General features: G+C 63.7%; 22 protein-coding genes. 8 read left to right on the forward strand and 14 right to left on the reverse strand.

The window, feature by feature from the left end:
- Positions 1 to 225: 225 nt before the first annotated feature.
- Genes adeC through F1609_RS20955 form a run of 3 tightly spaced genes read right to left on the reverse strand, consistent with a single transcriptional unit; the run spans position 226 to position 6054 of the window.
- Positions 226 to 1683 (reverse strand): AdeC/AdeK/OprM family multidrug efflux complex outer membrane factor, encoded by a 1458-nt coding sequence (gene adeC / locus F1609_RS20945; RefSeq protein WP_308609478.1) that lies wholly within the window; start codon positions 1681 to 1683, stop codon positions 226 to 228.
- Between the two features lies 1 nt (position 1684).
- Positions 1685 to 4831, reverse strand: a complete 3147-nt coding sequence (locus tag F1609_RS20950; protein WP_167078596.1) for an efflux RND transporter permease subunit — start codon at positions 4829 to 4831, stop codon at positions 1685 to 1687.
- Positions 4832 to 4833: 2 nt separating this feature from the next.
- The gene (locus F1609_RS20955; protein WP_167078597.1) at positions 4834 to 6054 is read right to left on the reverse strand and encodes an efflux RND transporter periplasmic adaptor subunit; all 1221 of its coding nucleotides are present in this window, start codon (positions 6052 to 6054) and stop codon (positions 4834 to 4836) included.
- Between the two features lie 266 nt (positions 6055 to 6320).
- On the opposite strand from F1609_RS20955, the gene F1609_RS20960 reads away from it, so the two are divergent.
- Positions 6321 to 6962, forward strand: a complete 642-nt coding sequence (locus F1609_RS20960) for a CerR family C-terminal domain-containing protein (protein WP_229421984.1) — start codon at positions 6321 to 6323, stop codon at positions 6960 to 6962.
- Entirely contained in the window at positions 6949 to 7686 is a 738-nt protein-coding gene (locus tag F1609_RS20965) for a TetR/AcrR family transcriptional regulator (RefSeq protein ID WP_167078599.1), read from the forward strand. The genes F1609_RS20960 and F1609_RS20965 overlap by 14 nt, the downstream gene beginning before the upstream one ends.
- Before the next feature lie 32 nt (positions 7687 to 7718).
- Here the strand turns inward: F1609_RS20965 and F1609_RS20970 are convergent, their stop codons facing one another.
- From F1609_RS20970 to F1609_RS20995, 6 genes are all read right to left on the reverse strand, one after another.
- Complete coding sequence (locus tag F1609_RS20970; RefSeq protein WP_167078600.1) at positions 7719 to 8348, reverse strand: Rossmann-fold NAD(P)-binding domain-containing protein; 630 nt, start codon at positions 8346 to 8348, stop codon at positions 7719 to 7721.
- 56 nt (positions 8349 to 8404) lie between these two features.
- Positions 8405 to 9091 carry a hypothetical protein gene (locus tag F1609_RS20975; protein WP_167078601.1) on the reverse strand — a complete coding sequence of 229 codons (687 nt, stop codon included), beginning with the start codon at positions 9089 to 9091 and terminating at the stop codon, positions 8405 to 8407.
- Between the two features lie 142 nt (positions 9092 to 9233).
- On the reverse strand, positions 9234 to 9656 hold the full coding sequence (locus tag F1609_RS20980; RefSeq protein ID WP_229421975.1) for a hypothetical protein: 423 nt from the start codon (positions 9654 to 9656) through the stop codon (positions 9234 to 9236).
- A gap of 112 nt (positions 9657 to 9768) precedes the next feature.
- Complete coding sequence (locus F1609_RS34710) at positions 9769 to 10302, reverse strand: FAD:protein FMN transferase (RefSeq protein ID WP_229421976.1); 534 nt, start codon at positions 10300 to 10302, stop codon at positions 9769 to 9771.
- 537 nt (positions 10303 to 10839) lie between these two features.
- Positions 10840 to 11406 (reverse strand): hypothetical protein, encoded by a 567-nt coding sequence (locus F1609_RS20990; protein ID WP_167078603.1) that lies wholly within the window; start codon positions 11404 to 11406, stop codon positions 10840 to 10842.
- 332 nt (positions 11407 to 11738) lie between these two features.
- Positions 11739 to 12185 carry a TIM-barrel domain-containing protein gene (locus tag F1609_RS20995; RefSeq protein WP_167078498.1) on the reverse strand — a complete coding sequence of 149 codons (447 nt, stop codon included), beginning with the start codon at positions 12183 to 12185 and terminating at the stop codon, positions 11739 to 11741.
- 261 nt (positions 12186 to 12446) lie between these two features.
- Here F1609_RS20995 and F1609_RS21000 point away from each other — a divergent pair, with 261 nt between their 5' ends.
- Entirely contained in the window at positions 12447 to 14360 is a 1914-nt protein-coding gene (locus tag F1609_RS21000) for a methyl-accepting chemotaxis protein (protein ID WP_229421977.1), read from the forward strand.
- A 26-nt stretch (positions 14361 to 14386) separates the two neighbouring features.
- Here F1609_RS21000 and F1609_RS21005 read toward each other — a convergent pair whose 3' ends face one another.
- Together F1609_RS21005 and F1609_RS21010 are read right to left on the reverse strand one after the other, a co-directional pair.
- Entirely contained in the window at positions 14387 to 15130 is a 744-nt protein-coding gene (locus F1609_RS21005; protein WP_167078605.1) for a hypothetical protein, read from the reverse strand.
- A 161-nt stretch (positions 15131 to 15291) separates the two neighbouring features.
- Positions 15292 to 15564 (reverse strand): hypothetical protein, encoded by a 273-nt coding sequence (locus F1609_RS21010; RefSeq protein ID WP_187363086.1) that lies wholly within the window; start codon positions 15562 to 15564, stop codon positions 15292 to 15294.
- Positions 15565 to 15739: 175 nt separating this feature from the next.
- On the opposite strand from F1609_RS21010, the gene F1609_RS21015 reads away from it, so the two are divergent.
- From F1609_RS21015 to F1609_RS21025, 3 genes are all read left to right on the forward strand, one after another.
- Positions 15740 to 16360 carry a hypothetical protein gene (locus tag F1609_RS21015; protein ID WP_167078606.1) on the forward strand — a complete coding sequence of 207 codons (621 nt, stop codon included), beginning with the start codon at positions 15740 to 15742 and terminating at the stop codon, positions 16358 to 16360.
- A gap of 131 nt (positions 16361 to 16491) precedes the next feature.
- A complete protein-coding gene (locus F1609_RS21020; RefSeq protein WP_167078607.1) occupies positions 16492 to 17211 on the forward strand; it encodes a LysM peptidoglycan-binding domain-containing protein in 720 nt (239 codons plus the stop codon).
- Entirely contained in the window at positions 17199 to 17642 is a 444-nt protein-coding gene (locus F1609_RS21025; RefSeq protein WP_167078608.1) for a lysozyme inhibitor LprI family protein, read from the forward strand. The genes F1609_RS21020 and F1609_RS21025 overlap by 13 nt, the downstream gene beginning before the upstream one ends.
- Before the next feature lie 51 nt (positions 17643 to 17693).
- On the opposite strand, the gene F1609_RS21030 is transcribed toward F1609_RS21025, so the two are convergent.
- Entirely contained in the window at positions 17694 to 17945 is a 252-nt protein-coding gene (locus tag F1609_RS21030) for an aldose epimerase family protein (protein ID WP_229421978.1), read from the reverse strand.
- 394 nt (positions 17946 to 18339) lie between these two features.
- On the opposite strand from F1609_RS21030, the gene F1609_RS21035 reads away from it, so the two are divergent.
- On the forward strand, positions 18340 to 19428 hold the full coding sequence (locus F1609_RS21035; RefSeq protein WP_167078609.1) for an alpha/beta hydrolase family protein: 1089 nt from the start codon (positions 18340 to 18342) through the stop codon (positions 19426 to 19428).
- A gap of 3 nt (positions 19429 to 19431) precedes the next feature.
- Here the strand turns inward: F1609_RS21035 and F1609_RS21040 are convergent, their stop codons facing one another.
- The gene (locus F1609_RS21040) at positions 19432 to 20355 is read right to left on the reverse strand and encodes a LysR family transcriptional regulator (RefSeq protein ID WP_167078610.1); all 924 of its coding nucleotides are present in this window, start codon (positions 20353 to 20355) and stop codon (positions 19432 to 19434) included.
- 127 nt (positions 20356 to 20482) lie between these two features.
- Here F1609_RS21040 and F1609_RS21045 point away from each other — a divergent pair, with 127 nt between their 5' ends.
- Positions 20483 to 21697, forward strand: coding sequence for an MFS transporter (locus F1609_RS21045; protein ID WP_229421979.1), 1215 nt, complete (start codon positions 20483 to 20485; stop codon positions 21695 to 21697).
- On the opposite strand, the gene F1609_RS34300 is transcribed toward F1609_RS21045, so the two are convergent.
- Positions 21694 to 21878, reverse strand: a 185-nt coding sequence (locus tag F1609_RS34300; protein WP_206752967.1) for a hypothetical protein, incomplete at its 5' end; no start/stop codon positions are given. The genes F1609_RS21045 and F1609_RS34300 overlap by 4 nt on opposite strands.

The raw sequence follows: 21878 nt of genomic DNA on the forward strand, positions 1-21878 counted from the left end.
GCGGTTTTCCCAAAGGGACTTCGCCGGTAAAAACCCGCGCCACAACAGTCAGCATCCGCCATTGCGGCTGCGCTCCGCACAAGCGAACGGTGGAGTTGCGCTGGCCGATGGCATCCTTTCCCGGCCAGTGAGCGCACGTGGATCTGGCTTCGGCGGAAAAAATCCCGCTGGCGGCAGTTGCCGCAGCGGGATTGTCGACATTCAGTGCACGCGATCAAATTCCTGTCATGGCATTTTCCCGGTCGCAGCATCGCTCGCCTGCCAGCCGCCGCCAAGCACCTTGTACAAGGTGACCCGACTGGTCTGCTCGGCCAGCCGCACCGAGATCAGGCCCTGCTGCGCCGCGTACAGCGCGCGCTGGGCGATCAGCGCATTCTGGAACGTATCGGCGCCGTTTTTATAGCGCGCCTCGTAGATCCGATAACTCTTGTCGGACGCTTGCACCAGTTGCTGCTGGGCGTTCAGGCGCTCGTCCACCGTGCCGCGCTGGGCCAGGGCGTCGGCCACTTCGCGAAACGCCACCTGGATGGTTTTCTCGTACTGCGCCACGCCGATGTCGCGGCTGACCTTGGCCACTTCCAGATTGGCGCGGTTGGCGCCGCCATTGAAGATCGGCAGGCTGATCGAGGGCGCAAAACTCCACGCTCCCGAGCCGCTTTCGAACAGGCTAGATAAGCTGTTGCTGGCCGTGCCGGCCTGCCCGGTCAGGGTGATGCGCGGGAAGAATGCCGCGCGCGCCGCGCCGATGTTGGCGTTGCTCGCCTGCAGGGTGCGCTCGGCGGCCAGTACGTCCGGACGGCGGTACAGCAAGTCGGACGGCAAGCCGGCTGCCACTTCGGTCAGCGCGGTCACGCCGGCCAGGCCGGCCGGCGGCAGCAGGTCGGCCGGGACGGCGGCCCCGGCCAGCAGGCTCAAGGCGTTCTGGCCCTGCGCCACCTGGGCCGTGTAGGCGGCGGCATCGGCGCGCGCCGTTTCCACGGTGGTACGCGCCTGGTACAGGTCCAGCCCGGCAGCGGCGCCGGCCTTGACCCGGCTTTCGCTCAGTTCGAGCGACCGCTGCTGGCTCGACAGGGTCTGGCGCGCCAGGGCCAGCCGTTCCTGGCCGGCCATCAGGGTCAGGTAGGCGTTGGCCACCTCGGCCACCAGCGCAATCTGCACGCTGGCGCGCGCTTCCTCGGTGCCCAGGTAGGTTTGCAGCGCCACCTCCGACAGGCTGCGCACGCGCCCGAACAGGTCGACTTCCCAAGCGGCCACGCCCAGGTTCACGCCATATTGCCGGCTCACGCCGCCCTGCCCGCCCACGCTCAGCTTATCGGCCGTGCGCTGGGCGTTCTGGCTGGCGCCGGCCGCAACAGACGGCAGCAGCGCCGCGCGTTCGATGCGGTACTGGGCGCGCGCCTTGTCGATGTTGAGCGCCGCTACACGCAGATCGCGGTTGTTGGCCAGGGTCAGGGCGATCAGTTTTTTCAGGCGTTCATCGGCGAAGTAATCGCGCCAGGCGACGTCCGCCGCTGGCGTCCCCTGCGCGCCCTGCGCCGGGTACGCCGTGCCGGCAGGCCAAGCCGCAGCGACCGGGCTTACCGGCTGCTGGTACTTGGGCATCATTGTGCAGCCGCTGATCAGGGCTGCGAGTACGGTCAGTTTCAGGGTCGAACCCATCACATTCATCATTTTCTTGTTCATCTTAATGGCCTTCCACGGTAGCGGCGGCAGGCACGCTTGCCGCCTTGTTTTTGCGGACCACGAAGGCGCGTACCACCACGAAGAACACCGGCACGAAGAAGATGCCCAGGAAGGTCGCCGTCAGCATCCCGCCCAGCACGCCGATGCCGATGGCGTTCTGGCTGGCCGAACCGGCCCCGCTGCTGATCGCCAGCGGCAACACGCCGAGGCCGAAGGCAATCGAGGTCATCAGGATCGGACGCAGGCGCAGGTGCACCGCTTCCAGCGTCGCTTTCTTCACATCCATGCCGCCGTCTTCCAGTTCCTTGGCAAACTCGACAATCAAAATCGCGTTCTTGGCGGCAAGACCCACCACCGTCAGCAGCGCGACCTGGAAATACACGTCGTTCGACATGCCGAACACCATCGTGCCGAGCACGGTACCGAGCACGCCCAGCGGCACGACCAGCAGCACCGAGAACGGAATCGACCAGCTTTCATACAGCGCGGCCAGGCACAGGAACACGATCAGCAGCGACATGGCGTACAGCTCGGTGGTCTGCGAACCGGCGGCGCGCTCTTCGATCGAGACGCCGCTCCACTCGAAGCCGATGCCCGGCGGCAGCTGGGCCACCAGTTTTTCCATTTCCAGCATGGCGTCGCCCGAGCTGAAACCCGGCGCGGCCACGCCCTGGATGTTGACCGATGGCGTGCCGTTATAGCGTTCCAGGCGCGGCGAGGCGTAGATCCACTTGCCGGTGGCAAAGGTCGAGAACGAGACCATCTCGCCATTGGCATTGCGGGCGTACCACTTGCCGATGTCTTCCGGCGCCATGCGCGCATCCGACGCGCCCTGCATGTAGACCTTCTTCACACGGCCGCGGTCGATGAAGTCGTTCACGTACGCGCCGCCCCACGAGGTGGAGAGCACGCTGTTGATGTCGGCCAGTGACAGGCCGAGCGCGCTGGCTTTCTCCTGGTCGATCTCCAGCTTGTATTGCGGCGAATCTTCCTGGCCGTTGGGACGGACCTGCACCAGCATCTTGTTCTGCGCAGCCATGCCCAGCAACTGGTTACGCGCACCCATCAGCGCTTCGTGGCCGAGGCCGCCTTCATCCTTGAGCATCAAGTCGAAACCGTTGGCATTGCCCAGTTCCAGCACCGCAGGCGGGGCAATGGCGAACACCATCGCATCCTTGATCTGCATGAAGCGGCCCATGGCCTTGCCGACCACGGCGGGCGCGCGCAGGCTGTCGTTGTTGCGCTCGTCGAAATCCTTGAGCTTCACAAACGCCATGGCCGCGTTCTGGCCGTTACCGGCAAAGCTGAAGCCGGCCACCGAGAACACCGAGGCAACCGCATCCTTCTGGTCGTTCAAATAATGCTGCTCGACCTGCTCGACCACCTTGAGCGTGCGCTCCTGGGTGGCGCCGACCGGCAACTGCACCAGGGTGAACAGGATGCCCTGGTCTTCCGCCGGCAGGAACGAGGTTGGCAGGCGCAGGAAGGCAAGCGCCATCACCACCACCAGGATGCCGTACACGACCAGGGTGCGGCCGGTGCGGGTGATCAAGGTACCGACCCAGCCCTGGTAGCGGCGGCTGTTTTTGTCGAAACCGCGGTTGAACCAGCCGAAGAAACCGGTGGAGGCCGCCTTGTGGCCTTTTTCGACCGGTTTGAGCAAGGTGGCGCACAGCGCCGGGGTGAACACCATCGCCACCAGCACCGACAGCACCATGGCCGAGACGATCGTGATCGAGAACTGGCGGTAAATGACGCCGGTGGAACCGCTGAAAAACGCCATCGGCACGAACACGGCCGACAGGACCAGCGCGATACCGACCAGTGCGCCGGTGATCTGGGTCATCGACTTGCGGGTCGCTTCGACCGGCGACAAACCTTCTTCGCTCATGATGCGCTCGACGTTCTCGACCACGACGATGGCGTCATCGACCAGCAGGCCGATCGCCAGCACCATGGCGAACATGGTGAGCGTATTGATGGAGTAACCAAGCATGCTGAGCACGCCAAAGGTGCCGAGCAGCACGACCGGCACGGCCATGGTCGGAATCAAGGTGGCGCGGAAATTCTGCAGGAACAGGTACATCACCAGGAACACCAGCACGATCGCTTCGACCAGGGTCTTGACGACTTCCTCGATCGAGAGCTTGACGAAGGGCGAGGTATCGAAGGCAATCACGGCCTTCATACCGGCCGGGAAGTTCTTTTGCAGCTGTTCGACCTTGGCCTTGACGTTGTTGGCCGTATCGAGCGCGTTGCCGCCGGTGGCGAGCTTGATCGCCACGCCGGCCGCCGGCTTGCCGTTAAAGCGCGCCACGATGTTGTAGCTTTCGCTGCCCAGTTCCATCGATGCCACGTCGCGCAGGCGCACCACGGCGCCGTCGGCACGGGTTTTCAGCAGAATGGCGCCGAACTGTTCCTTGGTTTGCAGGCGGCTCTGGGCCGACACGGTGGCGTTCAGTTGCTGGCCGGGACGCGATGGCGCGCCGCCCAGTTCACCGGCCGACACTTCCGCATTCTGGGCGCGGATCGCCGTGCTCACGTCGGCCGGGGTCAGCTGGTAGCTGAGCAGCTTGGCCGGATCGAGCCAGATCCGCATGGCGTACTGCGAGCCGAACTGCTGCACATCGCCCACGCCTTCCACGCGGCTGAGCGAATCGACCACGCTCGACGCGACATAATCGCCCAGGTCGGCCTGCTGCATGCTGCCGTCTTCCGACACGAAACCGAGCACCATCAGGAAGTTCTTGGTGGCCTTGCTGACCACCAGGCCCTGCTGGGTGACGGCGGTCGGCAGCAAGGGCGTTGCCAGTTGCAGCTTGTTCTGCACCTGCACCTGGGCGATGTCCGGATCGGTACCGTTGCTGAAGGTCAAGGTGATGCCGATCGAACCGCTCGAATCGCTGCTCGACGACATGTACTGCAAACCGTCGATGCCTTTCATCTTTTGTTCGATGACCTGGGTCACGGCGTCTTCCACCGTCTTGGCGGAGGCGCCCGGATAATTGCCGCTGATCGAAATCGACGGCGGCGCAATGCTCGGATACTGCGAAATCGGCAAGCCCAGAATGGCCAGCACGCCGCCCAGCATGATCACCAGCGCGATCACCCACGCGAAGATCGGACGATCAATAAAGAAACGGGCCATGGTTATGCTCCTGCCGGGGTCGGACGGGCGGCGGGCGCGCCCGCAACACCCGGTGCGCCAGGGGCCGGCGCCGCTGGAACCGCCACGGCGGGCGCGCCCGGACGCACTTTCTGCAAGCCTTCGACGATCACGCGTTCACCCGGCACCAGGCCGGCGTTGACCACCCACTGGTCGCCCACGGCGGCGCCGGTGCTCAGCACGCGCTGCTCGACCTTGTTTTCCTTGGTTAATACCAGCGCGGTCGCCTCGCCGCGCTGGTTGCGCGTGACGCCGACCTGCGGCACGGTGATGGCCTTGTCGTCCAGCCCGCTGTCGAGCACGGCGCGCACATACATGCCGGGCATCAGTTCGCCTTTCGGATTCGGGAACAGCGCGCGCAAGGTCACGTTGCCGGTGCCGGCATCGACGCTCACGTCGGCGAACTGCAGCTTGCCCTGGGCCGCATACTTGCTGCCGTCGGCCAGCAGCAGGCTGACCGAGGCCTGGCCGCCATTTGCCTGCTTCAGTTTGCCGGAGTCGAACCGGCGGCGCAGCGCCAGCAGTTCGGTGCTGGACTGGGTCACGTCCACATAGATCGGGTCGAGCTGCTGCACGGTGGTGAGCGGGTCGGCCTGGCCGGCGGTCACCAGGGCGCCGGCGGTCACGTTCGAGCGACTGATGTGGCCGCTGATCGGCGCGTACACATTGGTGTACTTCAGATTGATATTGGCGACGTCCAGCGCGGCCTGGGCCGATTCGACTTCGGCGCGCGCCTGGGCGGCGGTGGCCAGCGCATCTTCGACATCCTGCTTGCTCACGCCTTCGATGGCCAGCAATTCCTTGTAGCGTTTCGCTTTCGGCTCGGCCGCCAGTGCGCGCGCCTTCGCGCTGGCCAGGGTGGCCTTGGCCGAACTGACCGAGGCCACATAGCTGGCCGCATCGATCTGGTACAGCGCCGTGCCGGCCTTGACGGTGGAGCCTTCGACGAACAGGCGTTTCAGGATCAGGCCGCCGACCTGGGGCCGTACTTCGGCCACCTGGAACGCCGAGGTACGCCCGGCCAGCTCAGTGGTCACTGTCATCGGCCGGGCCGCGACGGTGTGCACCACGACCTGCGCGGGACCTGGCGGCGGCGGTGCGGGAGGGGCTTTCTTGCCGCAGGCGGCGAGCAGGATGGCAATGCCAAGGGCGATGGCGGCGCCGGCGGCCGGCTTGGCGCTGCGGAAAATTCGGTTCGATTGCATGGTGACCTTCGTTAGTTGAACGGTGGGTGCCTGTCGCGGCAAGCCTGGACTTGCCGCTGACGGCGCCAAACAAGTGTTTCAAACAAGCGTTTAATACAACTGTATCAAACACCTTTTTAGTTGTCAACCAGAAATCCCGAGTTGATAATGTGGCATTGCCCGCACGCCAGCCAAAACGCATGGACAAGCCATGGGCTGCTATGTACAATTCAAAAATCAGAAATTAAACACATGTTTAATTCGCATAAAACAGGAGTATCTTGAAGATGAAGGCTGACGACAACGATGTCCGCAACCGCATCATCACTGCGGCCACCGAGTGCTTTGCCGAGAATGGCTTCAAGGCAACCTCGGTGCGCAAGATCTGCGAGCGCGCCGGGGCCAACCTGGCAATGGTCAACTATTACTTCGGCAGCAAGGATGGGCTGTACCTGGCGATCATCGACCGCGAAGGCGGCAGCGAGGAGATGGAAGAACTGACCGGGCCGGCCGGCGACAAGAGCGTCCCGCCCGCGGAGCGCCTGGGGTGGCTGATCGAGCGCCTGCTGACCGACATGATGATCAGCGGACCGCATTCGCTCATTTCACGGCTGATCAGCTGGGAACTGGTGGAGCCGACCGCGGCGCTGCGGCATATCGTCGACACCCTGATCCTTCCGTTGCAGGAATCGATGACGGCCCTGGTGCGCGAACTGGCGCCGCCCGGCACCAGCGGAATGGAGATCCGCAACAGCCTGTTCAGCATTTTGGGGCAGATGCTGTACTACAGCCATTCGCGCCCGGTGAACGAAATACTGGCGCCGGACATCGTCTACGACGACGCCGGCATCCGCGAGATTGCGCGCCACGTGACCGCGTTTTCGCTGCGCGCGCTGGGCGTGGCCGATGGGGATCATGGAACGCCTTGATGGCGCCACGCTGCGGCAGCCGACGGCGCCCGCCGCCGAGACGCGCCAGACGCATGCCGCGCCGGCCGATCTGCGCAAGCCGCACGCCACCGGCTCGCACACGCGCAAGCGCCTGCTGCTGGTCGCGCTCAAGCTGTTCGGCGAGCGCGGCTACGCCAACACCTCCACCCGCGCCATCGCGCAGGCGGCGCGCGTGAACATCGCCTCGATCAGCTACTACTTCGACAGCAAGGAAGGCCTGTACTGCGCCGCACTCGACCAGCTGGTGTCCGCATCGCGGCTGGACGTGTCGGCGTTCACCGCGCCCGGCCAGCCCATCGGCACCCTGCTGCACGACTTGTTTTCATCGCTGCTTGCTCCCTTGCGCAAAGGCCGCACGGCCGGCTTTGCCGTGCGACTGTGCCTGCACGAACTGATCGCGCCGACCCCGATGTGCCGCGACAAGATCGCCCCCGTGATCCGCGACATCCACCAGGCACTGGTGGGCGTGCTGTGCAGCCATCTCGGCCCCAGCGCTGCGCACGAGGACGTGTCGCGCCTGGCGTTTACGATCCTGGGCATGGCGCTGCAACCCGTGATGATGCGCGATGTCATCGACGGGATTCATCCCGGTCTGTTGCAATCGGATGCGGCACTCGATACCTGGATCACGCGCATGGTGGAAGGTTCCACGGCGATGATCGCTGCCGAACAGCGCCGGCTGGCGTCGTCTGCGGCGCGCTGACAGCGGCGCTTTGGCCCTTCTCTTGTTACGCCTCAGAGCAGTTGGTCGGACCCAAGCACATGGACGCCTGGCGTGGCACGGATGGCCGCCTCCAGCAAGGCTGCGGCAATCGCCGGCGCCGGATTGAGGCGCCAGCGGCGCGGCAGCACGGGGCCGAGCAGCGCCAGCGATTGCATCATCAGCCACTCGCCGGTGCGCACCGTCTCGCGCGCGCCGCCGATCAGGCCGGGACGCGCGCAGGTCAGCGAAGCGAAGCCCAGGCTGGCCAGATCGCGCTCGAGCTCCCCTTTGACCCGGTTGTAGAAAAAGCGCGACGCCGGGTCCGCGCCGATCGCCGAGTTCAACACATACGTGCGCGTGCCCGCCCCGGCAGCCAGGCGCGCCACAGCCAGCGGATAGTCGTAGTCCACGCGCCGGAACGCGTCCTCGCTGCCGGCCTGCTTCATGGTGGTGCCGAGCGTGCAGATGACGGCGTCGGCGCGCCACCACGGTGCGTCCGGCGGCAACTGGGCAAAATCAACCAGCGGCGCCACCAGTTTGGGATGCGCGGCCACGGCCCGTCGCGTTGGCGCCAGCACGGACGCAACGCGCGCATCGTCCAGCGCCAGCCGCAGCACATGGCTGCCGACCAATCCGGTTGCACCGGCAAGTATGAGTTTCACATTCGGTTCCTGGTGATTAAGGCACGCCCGCTGCCCGCCACGGTATTTCGAGATTGCTACCGTCGATCGGATGCGTCGCGCGCGAGGAGCTTGGTCGCCGCATGCCACAAAAACACGAGCAACATGAGGAACGCGATGGCCAGACTTACCCCGCCCTGGTAAGACGACGCGCGCGACCGTCCCCGCCACCTGCGCGATGTTGTGTGCTCGTACTCGACCATCTGGTTCCCGAGCGCTTCCCAGCTCCAGTCGAACAAGGGATAGTAGACGAAACGCCCCAACAGGATCAAAACATTGATGTAAATCAGACCGATCCCGACCACCGCCACGTAACCGGAAAAGTTGGGCCCGATCGCGCTGAACGCGTCGTTTTCACATCGCCGCAGAAAATCCCAAAACAGAAAGCAGCCAATCACCACAAGTCCGATGGTATGCATGAAGCCTGCGGTACGGTGCGCAGACTTGTACTGCTCGACTTCCCGATGCCGGAACTCGCGCTCCTCATGAGGGAGCAAGTTTGCCGGCATGGGCGCGGGCGCGGCCTGCGTGTTGACCGCCGTGACGCTTCGCAGCATCTTGCGCAGTTCGACCCGGTTGACCATCAGAAAGACGGTCAGGACCGTCAGCAGCACGCCCACCAGCAGCACCAGCCTGGTATGACCGAACGTCTTGGGTGGCTCGACATACGGGACATAGGCGGGAGAATGCGCAGGATTCGGGCGCTTGCGACGAGGCCGCTTCATCGGATCGGCCTTGCAGCAAAGCGCCGCCGTGCGGCGGCGCAGTATCCGATACTCATGCTTATTCTCCCGGGTGAAAGACCTGCATGTTACCGCCTTGCGCGCAAAGCGACAAAGGCGGTCGATCGCGGCGGGAGAAAAGCGATTACTTCAGCAGGATCGCCTTGCGGTACGGCGCCATTGGCGGACGCGGGAACTGCACGCCGGTGTAGGCGCTGCGGAAGCACGCGGCCTTGGCGTTTTCGACGTCGGTCATGGTTTTGGTGACTTTGCCTTCGGCGTCGAGCACCAGCACGATCGTGACCGGATATTTCGACTTGCCGTGGCAATTGCCTTTCTGGTCGAGTTTGCGCTCGTTGTTAAAGGCAATCGACTCGTTTTCGTATTTGGTCGCCTTGGCGTTCGGGAACTGGGCGTCGAACTTGGACATCTCGCCGGCGAAATCGGGATTCTTCGGCGACGGCGCTTCCACCGCGTTCGGATCGGCCTCTTTGGTGCCGGTGGTTTCGCAACCTGCCATCAGTACCGCGGCGCACAGCATTGAAATTTTGATTAAGTGATTACGCAAGTTGTTTCTCCGGTGGTGTTAGTGGAATCAACTCGGCTATGCAGCCGCATGTTGTCGAATCACCATTGTAGCCGTAAGTCATTTTTTACTTATTTTGATTCCCGCACGGAAACTATTCAGAAGCCACCCTGCCCTGCTGCGCGGTCGCCAGCCGCGCCCGCATCGGCGCCGTCGTGGGCACCTGTCCCTGGGCGTCGATCAGCATCACCTCGGCCAGGCCCATTTGCGCGGCCATCGCCTGCCAGCCGGCCGGGCCGGTGATGAACATCGGTTTCGAGTTGCCGTCCGAACGCAATCCGGCATCAAGCCCGCCCGCCGTGATGATGGTGACCGAAGCCACCAGATCGATCGGATAGCCGCTGCGCGGGTCCTTGATGCCGACCCGCCATGGCCGTTCGCCCGGCTGGCCGATGGCGATCAGGTTGCCGCCCACATTCACCAGTGCCGCCTCGACCCCGCTGCGGCGCAGGATCAGCGCGGCGCGGTCGAGCGCGTAGCCCTTGGCGTAGCCGCCCAGGTCGATCATGACCGCCTTGTTGGTGCTCGCCACCGTGTTGTCCTGGTAGCGCAGGTCCGCCATGCGCGGACGCGCGTCCAGCCAGCGCCGGATTAATAACCTGGGCAGTATCCAGTCCGCGATGGGCAAACACGCGCTGGCCGAACAATCACTTTTACGCTCGATCCGGATTGGCAGCGTCTTGCCCCCGGCGGCGCCCATTGCCAAGCGTAGCAGGGAACTCCTGCGCGCTCTGTAGCGCAAAACCAACCGCCCTGATGCCGCCGCCAGGTTTGACGAAGGCACCGGGTAACAAGGCATTGCCCGGCTTCGCGTGCCCATGATCTCGCTGCTGGGCGCGCGCAACATTAAAGGCGCGGTTTTCACGCCTAAGAAAGCCGGTATGAAAGACTGTTTCGCTTTTACGTACTCGTAGAAGGTCCCGGTCGGCACAGGCATGGTATGGCCGGCCCCGAACGTCGGCATTGGGGCGTAAGCTGCCATTCAACGCGCAGGCTTCCTTTACAGTTAGCGCGAGCACATCGTCGTCGAATGCGAGCCAGCTCGGTCGATTGCAAGCACGTTTGCAAATAGCATAAGCACGGCCATACCGTCAGTCGCAATTAATTCGAGCCGGAAAACACGTTAAATGCGAGCAAGGCCCTTTTCAGACGCAAGCCGCTACAACTAATGATAGCCGAGCGCCTGGCCCGGTGCGGCCGGCGGTACCCGATTCGCCGCGACCATATTGAAGTGCAGCAGGATGTTGTTTGGCGTCTCTTGCGAGAGGACGGAACTGACCCAGCCGATTGGATTGGTCGAGAGGCTATTGTCGGCGGGCAGCACGCAGACGAAATAGTTGTCGTCATCACCATCATCCTCATGGTTGACGTGCGCCCAGTGCCAGCCGAATTCGCGCACATATTGTTCCCCGAGCAGCACGCCCAGAGCAACGGTCGCATCCTCGTCCAGCACCTGGCCTTCGGCGCGCACGTGTGCGGCCTTTTCCTTGATCATGCGGACGATCTCGGCCGGCGCCGCGCCTTGGTCGATTCCAATGGCGTCGGCACCGATCTGTTGAAACTCCTTGATTTCGCTGGCCAGTTCAAGTGGCAATGGGCGGATTTGAGGCATGGGTTGAGGTACTACGTTGATGGAAAACCAGTATTGTAATGCCGTCAACTCAGTCGGGCCCGTATTGTTAGCACGTAAGCGACCACGCGGCGGCGCAGTTGCGTCGACCGCCGAGCTCATGCAAGTCCAACCTGAGCGGATTCGCGGGGAACATCTTCTTCCAGATCCGTGGCGTGAGCTGATTCACTAGTGACGCCGGGTGCTCGCCACCCCCTCTGTGCCAGAAGCGGTCGGTCGTGACCCAGCTCAATCTTAAACCACACTTCGGATGAGCTTTGTAAAATTTCGCATGTCCGGTTCGGGGCGAAACCCGCCGCCCGTCTGACGCAATTTATCAGATGAAGTTTGAGCTGCTACAGCTAACCCCACCCTATGGCAAGGCCTTACTGCCAGCTCAAATCGGAACTACTACAATTTATGCATGAGGGCGGCGAAATGGTTAGACAAGCCGGCTACCAACCGCTCCACACCGCCACCGCATTGCGCTGGATGCCGGCAAAGCCCGAGCGCGGCAAAATCAGCTGGCGCGTACCGGGCTGGTCGCGATTGAGGCCGTCGATCAGCGCCTGCGTGTGCGGCAGGCTGTAGGTGTTGCAGGCGATCTCGCCGGCGCCATGCACGGTCGGCCCGATCGCAAAGGTCACGCCGCAGGCCTTGATCGCTTGCAGGTCGCTAGGGGCCAGCAGGCGCGTGCCTTCGGTATTTTTTGCGTTGGCCAGCAGCCCGGCCAACGTGCCAATCGCATCGCCGGGAGCGCCGTGGGCGGTCTCGGGCGCGTCGGCGCGCTCCAGCAGCTCGGCCATGGTGGCGGCGTGCGCGCTGATGTCGATGATCTGGCCGCCGCGCACCACCACCAGCGACGGGCCCGCGCCGGCGCGCCAGGCGCGGCCGACCAGCAAGGCCCGGCATCACGAGATAGATGGCGCACGTAGTGTCAGGTTTTTTCTATTATGAAATCCACCAAGGGCGATCATGATTATCAGCAGCACTGCCTGCCTTCAGTGTTGCTTATTGACCCGGACAGGCGTGCAGCGTTGACAGAAGTTTCTTACAGGCATAATCTTCCAGAGCGCCCATACTGGCGCAAGGGGACGACGTTCAGGTATCCCGTGCGTTGGACGCACCTCACACCAGCAGTCAATTCACTCCAGAGGACCGCCTTGAACGACTACTTCCGCTCCAGCCAATCGCGCTTCACGCTCCTGTTTTCCGCCATTTTCGTCGCCTTGCTGATCATTACGCTGGCGGCGATTGCCGTGTTCATCACGCCGGAGCTGAAACGCGCCGAAGGCCAGCTGATCGGCGACGATGTCAACAACATTGCCGTCAAGATCACCGAGCAGCTCAAGCAGGTCGAAGCGCAGCAGCGCGCCATCACCCAGACCGTGGCGCTGATGGACAGCGCCGCCATCGACACCCTGCTGCCCGGCCTGGTCGACCAGTACGGCGACGTGAACGTGTTCGGCGGCGGCATCTGGCCGGTGCCCAAAAAGCGCGATCCGGAAAAGGAAAAATTCAGCACCTTTTACGCGCGCGACGCCGGCGGCAAGCTGCAGGTCAATACCCACTGGAATTCGCCGGAGTCGCTCAAGTATTTCGAGCAGCCATGGTGGCAGGGCGGCGCCAAGGCGCCCAAGGGCCAGTGCGCCTGGGCCAAGGCCTACAAGGACGACGCCAGCCCGCAGCCGCGCACCAACTGCGCCATGGCGATCTACAAGGGCGACGAGCTGTTCGGCGTCTCGACGGTCGACGTCACGCTGGGTTTTTTCAACCGCCTGGTGGCCGATATGGAAGCGGCCGTGCACGGCCAGATCCTGATCCTGGAACATGACGGCAAGGTGGTCAGCAACAGCAGCTATATCAAGAGCGAGATCGTGCTCAAGAACATCAGCGACCTGGCCGCGACCTCGCCTTTTGCGGCGCAGGTAGCCAAGGTCCTGCCGGAACTGGGCGACAAACCCCGCCTGGAATCGTCCTACAGCAGCGACGGCAGCGGCCATACCCTGTTCCTCGCCACCATTCCGGGCAGCCCATGGCTGCTGGCCACCGGCCTGCCGAATCATCTGCTGAGCCAGCAGAGCGACCGTATCCTGCACACCTTGGGGGCGGTGCAGATTCCGATCGCTATCGCCATGCTGGTGTTGATCGTGTTCGGCATCCGCATGATCATGCGCCGCCTGGCCGTTTTGAAGGGCAACATCGACGCCCTCTCGGCCGGCGACGCCGACCTGACCCGGCGCCTGCCGGCCGGCGGCGGCATGGAGTTCGATGCCGTCTCGAGCAGCGTCAATGGCTTTATCGCGCGCCTGCAAAGCATGATGCAGCAAATCGGCATGAGCACCCAGTCGATCGCCCTGGCCTCGCGCGAGATCGCAGCCGGCAACCAGGACCTGTCGGCGCGCACCGAGGCGCAGGCCAGTTCGCTCGAAGAAACGGCGGCCTCGATGGAAGAACTGACCAGCACCGTCAAGAACAACGAAGACAACGCCAGCGAAGCCAACCGGCTGGCGCGCGAAGCCTCCAGCGTGGCCGCGCAGGGCGGCAGTATTGTCTCGAGCGTGGTGACGACCATGGGCGCGATCGAGCAATCGTCGCGCAAGATTGTCGACATCATCAGCGTGATCGACGGCATCGCCTTCCAGACCAACATTCTGGCGCTGAACGCAGCCGTGGAGGCGGCACGCGCCGGCGAGCAGGGACGCGGCTTTGCCGTGGTCGCTTCCGAGGTGCGCAACCTGGCGCAGCGCTCGGCGGCGGCGGCCAAGGAAATCAATGCGCTGATCGGCGAGTCGGTGGCCGGGGTCGACAAGGGCGCCGCGCTGGTGGCCGAGGCCGGCACCACGATGCAGCAGATCGTCGCCAGCACCGACAAGGTGGCCAGCATCATCGGCGCCATCATGGGTGCCAGCGCCGAGCAGAACCTGGGCATCGGCCAGGTCAACCAGGCGATCACCGAGCTGGACGACACCACCCAGCAGAATGCCGCCCTGGTCGAGCAAGCGGCGGCGGCGGCCTTGTCATTGCAGCAGCAGGCCGCCAATCTGGAACAGATCGTCGGCGGATTCAAGGTGTGAATGCAAGCGGCTGACAGCGATCCTGATCAGCGGCATTCCTGCTTGCATGGATTATCGGCTACCGGCACGCCGTTCAACGCCCAACGCGCGGCAAAACCCTGTGCGCGGGTAGTTTTGCCCAGCTCGTAGATTTGCGCCGCAGTGGTGACGGCCAGTGGCGTCCAGCTCTTGCCGTTATCGCCGGATGTGCTCTGGACCACGCCGACGACCTTGCCGCGCGACTTGTCGGCAACACTGGTGAGAGCAATTTCATACACCAGGCGGGCGCCGCGCGGAACCAGGAAACCGTGATCTTCACTCGCTTCGGCGTGCAGCGCCACGATCTGCCCGTACAGTGCGGGGGCATTCTTTTCCGGCATATGGAGCGAGAATGCTTCGGGCAGGGTTGCGCTGTCGAACCAGGTGCGATTGGGTTTCAGGTAACTCTTGTTGACTACCGGCGTACCGTCGATCACACCGAGCTGGTGGCAGTGTGCTTCATTTAAGGAATGCCGCTTCAAATAGCCCGGCACCTTGATCTTGTCGTACCACTTGGTCTGGTAACGGATTTGCCAGTTCTGCTGCTGCACGGTGAGGGCACGCTTGTCCGCCATGAACGAGGTTCCCCACGCGCCACCGTTGCGGGTTTCGGTCTGAAGGTAAAATCGCTCGCCCGCCGGCCCCGCGCATTCGAGCTTGTATGTGTTGGCAAAAGCGGTAACGGGCCAGAGCGCACCTGCGGCGGCGAGGAGGACGGCGAACGATAGGCGCATGCTGGCGAGGTTGATCATTGTTCTTTTCAATAAATTAACAAACCGCATACTACACCTACTGCCGGAGCCGGGTTCAGTCACAAATCCTCCCGCAGCGTCATCCCAACAGCCACTGCTTTTCGAGCACGCCTGGCGTCTTCTGCGCGCAGCCTCCGGGGATATGTTCTCCGGCGAGACGGTTAATCCGCGGGCGAGAAAAGCGAGGTGCCGGTCATGCGCACCGGCCGGCCCTGGGCGTCGTTGATGCCAACCAGGGTGGCGTACGACGGCAGGTTGATCGAACCGCCGCAGTTCTGGTCCGCGTCACTGGTGGACTCGCGCAGCACCATGTTGTTCTCGCTCCAGCGCACATCGATATGACCGACCGTGCAAATGATTTTCGGCACGTTGCAGGCTTGCCTGATGGCGGCGACCAGCCTGGGTGCGGCCAGATCATGGGTAGGGAAAAACAATCAGCATCCGACAGCGATGTCTGAGACAGATACCTCGCGTACCTGTCGCCATTGCCAGCACGGTGGGGAACCGGGTCGCGCAGGCCGGGATCGGCGTCAGCAACCCCAAGCGGGGCTGTAACGGCAAGCAAGCGATACTACGCTTGAAAAAATGATTAAACAATCAGCAAGTTGTATGATGTGTGGTTTTCGCGGCAGCGCAGCGCTGCCCCCTTCGTGCAAACACGTTTTTCAGGAGAATGTTCCTATGCCTCAAGCAGGGCAAGAGCGCCCCAGGCCACATGTGCTGCTTCGCCTCGCCGGCTACTTCGCCATCGCCTGGCTCATCGCAATGCCATTCGGCGGCATGTTCGGCGCGGCCTTGCCGGTCGTCCTGATCTTGTGGGGGGGCGCCGGGTGCGTGCACTTTGCGGCCGATATCGTCGATCTGTTTCCGGCGATACGGCACGCCGCGCGCCGCTCGGTAGCCGAAAAATGGAACGGGCGTTACTACGCTTACTACGGCGCACAGATCCGCCTGTGCCTGGTCGACGGGATGGTCTGGATCGTGGAAAAAGATGTGCGCGCAATCATGTCTCCGCCCGTCACCGAACGCGAACAACGCCTGCTGGGCGCCGACTACGCCATCGTGGGCGGAACCGGCCTGCATGGCTACAGCGAACAAGGTTTATTGCGGCTGATTCAAGTGCGGCTGATGCGCCGCGGCGGCGAAGCGGAGATGAAAAAATTCATTTCCTGGCTTCAGAACGAAGCCCTGCCAAACGTGAAACGCGTTCCCGCCTCCTCCGCCATCTGAGGCGTTCCGGGGAGCGCCGGGCGCCGGGCGCAGCAAGGGTCGTCGCCGGATTCGAATATTGGCATTTTTATCACATAAATGATACCCTAGCACCTGCACTAGCGCATAAACAATATTCTGTGGGAATGACAATGACCGATTTCGAAAAGTGGAAGCAAGGGCTCGTACTTCATAGCGGCAAGCCACACTGGCAAATGTACGACTGCGAGGTGAAAGCCGCGTTAGGGGATTACAACCGCCACCTGAGCGGCACGCCGGGATATATCGCAATGGACTGGATGCTCATCAAGGCAATGCTGTGGACCGAGTCCGGCGGCGAGAACCCGCAATGGAAAATCAAGCCGCTGCAGATCGGCGTGGGGACGGACGCGGGCATGAACGCTGTGCTCGGAGACAAGGAAGGCGGCGACCTGATCATGCCTCCGGCATTGCGCTCCAGCATCAACACCCACACCATCCGCAGCAATCCCGCCCACAATATTCGCGGCGGCATCGGCTATCTGCTCATGCGGATGGCGAACTTCGCGCACAAGAGCATTCGCGAGCCGAATGCGCCCATTGAACAGACCAAAGTCGGGCCGGGTGAGTCGCTCGAAAAAATCGCCAGGCGCGTGGGCAGCACGGTCGAGGTGATGCGCGAGCTGAACCCCCGCGCGAACATCCTGCATATTGGCGATGTGGTCAGGTTCCAGAAGGCCAAGGTAGAGAAGGTCATCACCGGCTGGAGTCCGATCAACCTTGCCAGCATTGCGAAAAATTACAACGGCAACGGCGACGCCCGCTATCTGACCAAGCTGGAGTTTGCAATAGGCCTGGTGCGCAAGCAGCAGGGTGCCAAGTGCGAGCAATAAGCCTGTTATCTGTCGCACTGCTGGCCGCTGCGCCGGCGTTTGCGGCGCAGGCCGGCGCCGCCAAGGCGGTACCGCAGTTCGACGCGGCCGAAAAATGCGACCAGTTCTCGCAGGCCGACCGGCATGCATGCCTGACCAAGATGGCGGCCGACAGTGCCGTCACGCTCAAACAGGCCGAAGCCAAGGCAGTCGAGATGATCAACCAGTGGTTCGAGAACCCCAATTTCAAGAATCTGGCAAAATCGAAATTGCGGGGATCGATCACGGCCTTTGCCGCGTATCGCGAGGCCAAATGCGCATTCCACGACGAGCTGGTGGGGGGCGGGATCGGCAACGCGCACGAAATCATCCGCCTGGCCTGCATCGCCGATACCAATCACCAGCGTGCACTGGAATTGATCTACGCTACCAAAAACCTGGCGCCGCCCTGATTGCACCCCAGAGTGCAGGAGCGCCGGTGTTGTACAGCCGGCGCGCCAGCTTCAGGCCTGCAAGGACAGCCGGTACACCGTGGTCTGCCGGTACACCTGCCCCGGCCGCAAAATCACCGCCGAGGCGCACTGCCCGTTCAACTGATCCGGATAGGCGTGCGCCTCCAGGCAAAACCCATCGTGCCGCGCATACGGACGCCCCGCCCTGTCCTGCACCCCCTCGAGTAAATTGCCGCTATAAAACTGCCATCCCGGCTCGGTGGTCGATACCTGCAAACGCCGGCCCGGTCCTGCCCATCGCATGCGGCTTGACGCAGTAACAATGGTCGAAGCCGCCCACCAGGCGAATCTGCGCATCCGGCCAGCCCAGGCGCGGTCCGATCGCGGCCGGCGGGCGGAAGTCGAAGGGCGTGCCGGCCACCGCCGCCGTGCAGGCGGTTGCCGCAGTCGTTGACGGTGGCCTGCACCGGCGCGCCGTCGAGCATGAAACGGCGGTTTTTCGAGGTCCCCATATTTATTGTATTATTAAAATTAATTGCTTTAGTATCAATGGACAGGTGCGAGGCTGTGGCTTATTCTGCAAGCCACGGGAAGTAAGTTCAATTATGAAAATCACCAAGGAGCGGTGCGATTCTGGGGGAGCAATTGCCTCCTGGCAGGGCACAGTCGACCAACCAAGCTAACAACGAAAGCCAACATGCTCAAGCACGGCCCGATCCGCATTCTCGGCGCAATCGCCCTCCTCGCCGGCGCCATTGCCGCGCCGCTGTACGCCAGCGATCAACCCAGGCGCCCGCAGGCGCCCGCCGCCGCCGTTCCCTACACCGAGACCGCGGTCACCTTTGCCAACCCGCTCGGTCCCAGCCATCTGGCCGGCACCTTGAGCACGCCACCCGGCCCCGGCCCATTCCCTGCCATCGTCATCGTGCCTGGCTCCGGCCCGGTCAACCGCGATGGCGAGCTGTTCGGCCACCAGTTCTACCGCGTGCTGGCCGACGACCTGACCCGGCGCGGCTTTGTGGTCCTGCGCAGCGACAAGCGCGGCCTGGGCCAGTCGAACGGCAACTTCGACACCGCCACCACCGCCGACTTCGCCAGCGATATCGAGGCCGGCGTGGCTTTCCTGCGCACGCGCAAGGACATCGACCCGCAACGCATCGGCCTGATCGGCCACAGCGAAGGCGGCATCATCGCGCCGATGGTGGCCGGCAAGGACCCGCGCATCGTGTTCGTGGTGATGATGGCCGGCAACGGCATTCGCGGCGACCAGATGCTGCTCGATCGCGCCCGCAAGCAGCGCCTGGCCGGCAAGAGCGCCGCCGACACCGAACGCGAGCTGACCCTGCAAAAGGCCGTGTTCGGCGCCGTCACCGCCGACGCGTCGCCGGCCGAGCGCGAACGGCGCGCCCGCCAGGTCTATCTGGATGCCGAGAAAACCCACGGCCGCCCCTGGTCGCCGGACGAACTGGCGCCCCTGCTCACGCCGTGGATGCGCAGTTTCCTGGCGTCGGACCCGGTGCCGGTGCTGCAGCGCCCGCGTTGCGCGGTGCTGGCCCTGGTCGGCGAGAAGGACCAGGTGGTGATGGCGGAAGAAAATATCCCTGCGCTCACGCGCGCATTGGCCGCCAATCCGAACGCCAGCGTGCGGCGCATGGCGGGCCTGAACCACTTTTTCCAGAGCGCGTCGACGGGCGCCTTCTCGGAAGTGGCCGGCATCAAGGAAACCATCGCCCCGGAAGCACTCGAGCTGATCGGTTCGTGGGCCAGCGCCCATTCCCGGCCCTGAGCATCAGGCCCGGCCGGCCAGGGCCAGATCGGGATCGCTGTCGAACAGCGCCATCAGCCAGCCGGCAAAGGCGGCCAGCTTGGGCGCCGCCATCCGTCCTTGCGGATACAGCAGCGAGACCGGCATCGGCGTCGGTGGCGTGCCGGCCAGCACCTGCACCAGCGCGCCGCCGGCCAGGTGCTGGCGGACCTGATAGGTGGCCACTTGCGTCAGCCCCAGCCCCTGCAGTGCGCAGCTGAGGTTGGCGTCGGCATCGTTGACCGCGATCGGCCCGCTGATGGCCACCTTGACCACCGCCTCGCCCACCACGAAGTCCCAGTCGAACGGGCGCCCCGTGCGCGCCGAAAAATGCACCACGCTGCGGTGCGCGTGCAAGTCGTCGATGCTGTGCGGCACGCCATGGCGCGCAAAGTAGGATGGCGCGGCGCAGGTGACAAAGCGCATCTGGCCGATCTGGCGCCCGATCATCGACGAATCCTGCAACTGCCCGACCCGCACCGCGCAATCGATGCCGTCCTGGATCAGGTCGACCAGGCGGTCGGTGATGCTGATGCTCAGCTCGACCTCGGGATACGCCGCATGAAAGGCGGCGATGTGCGGCAGGATCAGGTGGCGCGCCAGCGCCGACGGCAGGTCGATGCGCAGCTTGCCCCTGGGCCGGGCCGATTCCGCGCCAAAAAACGGTTGCTCGGAAGCGTCGATGGCGGCCAGGATCCCGGTGCAGTGCGCGTAATACTGGGCGCCGTCGGGCGTGAGCGAGAGCTTGCGCGTGGTGCGCTGAAGCAACTGGCGGCCTAAAAAAGCTTCCAGGTTCTTCATGGTGGCCGTGAGCGAGGCGCGCGGCAGGTGCAGGCTTTCGGCCGCGCGCGAAAAGCTGTTGGCCTCCACGATGCGCACGAATGTCTGCATTGCCTTGACCTTGTCCATGCGTGTTTCCCCAATGATTGTTCATATTATGCGAAAAGTATAGGCGCATTATGAGCATATAATCGCCCGACCGCTTTTGTCTACAATGGCATCACTTCAACGCAAGTTGATTAACAGAGGATGCAATATGAAACCGAACACCGAACAATCCGCCGATATCTCGTCCGGCATGGTGCTGCTGCTGGCAGTGGCGGCCGGCCTGATCGTGGCCAATCTGTACTACGCACAAACCCTGGTCGGACCGATCAGCCGCGCCACCGGCCTGTCCGCCGCGGCCGCCGGGCTGATCGTCACCCTGACCCAGGTCGGCTACACCATCGGCCTGCTGTTCATCGTGCCGCTCGGCGATGTGCTGGAAAACCGGCGCCTGGTGATCGGCGCCCTGCTGCTGACCGCCGTGGCGCTGCTCACGGCGGCGTTCAGCACCAGCGGCTGGGTGTTCCTGGCGGCGGCGCTGGCGATCGGCCTCGGTTCCGTGGCGGCGCAGATCCTGGTGCCGATCGCGGCCCACCTGTCGCGCGAAGCGACGCGCGGCAAGGTGGTGGGCCAGGTGGTCAGCGGTTTGCTCATGGGAATCATGCTGGCGCGTCCGGTCGCCAGCCTGGTGGCCGACGCCAGCAACTGGCACGTGGTGTTCGGCGGCGCGGCCGTGCTGACCCTGATGCTGGCCGCCCTGCTGCGCCTGAAGCTGCCGCAGCGCATGCCGACCGCCTCGATTCCGTATGCACGCCTGATCGGCTCGATGTGGACCTTGTTCAAGACCACTCCGGTGCTGCGCCGCCGCGCCGCTTACCAGGCCGGCCTGTTCGGCGCCTTCAGCCTGTTCTGGACCGTCACGCCGATGATGTTGTCCGGGCCACAGTTCCACATGTCGCAAACCGGCATCGCGATTTTCGCGCTGGTCGGCATGGCCGGCGCAATTGCCTCGCCGGTCGCCGGGCGCCTGGCCGATGCCGGCAAAACCTTGCCCGCCACCGGCGTGGCGCTGACCCTGGGCGTGGTGGCGTTTGCCCTGCCGCTACTCATTCCCGGTTCGCGCGAGGTGGCGCTGGGCGTGCTGGTGCTGGCCTCGATCATCCTCGACATGGGCGTGGCCGCCAGCCTGGTGCTGGGCCAGCGCGCCATTTTCGGCATGGCGCCGGAAGTGCGCAGCCGCCTGAACTCGGTGTATATCGCGCTGTTCTTCGCCGGCGGCGCGCTCGGCTCGGCGCTGGGCGGGTGGGTCTTCGCCACCTGGGGCTGGCATGCGGTGTTGCTGGCGGGGATGGCGTTTCCCGCGCTGGGACTGGCGCTGTGGCTGTCGGAACCGCGCCCGGTGGCGGCCGTTGAAGCGCGCAGTTAAGTAACGGGCGGATATTTCTCCCATCTGCCTACCACAACCCCGGCGCGCACGCGAGCTAGGAGTCTGCGCGGCAGAAACTGATGCAATCCGAATGGTGACGAGGTAAACTTGTCAAATGACGACGAGCTACCTTCCATACGATCAGCATCAGCAAATGCTGCTTCCCCATGCTTTGCAAGAC

Source organism: Massilia aquatica, from assembly GCF_011682045.1.
Classification (GTDB): domain Bacteria; phylum Pseudomonadota; class Gammaproteobacteria; order Burkholderiales; family Burkholderiaceae_D; genus Telluria_A; species Telluria_A aquatica.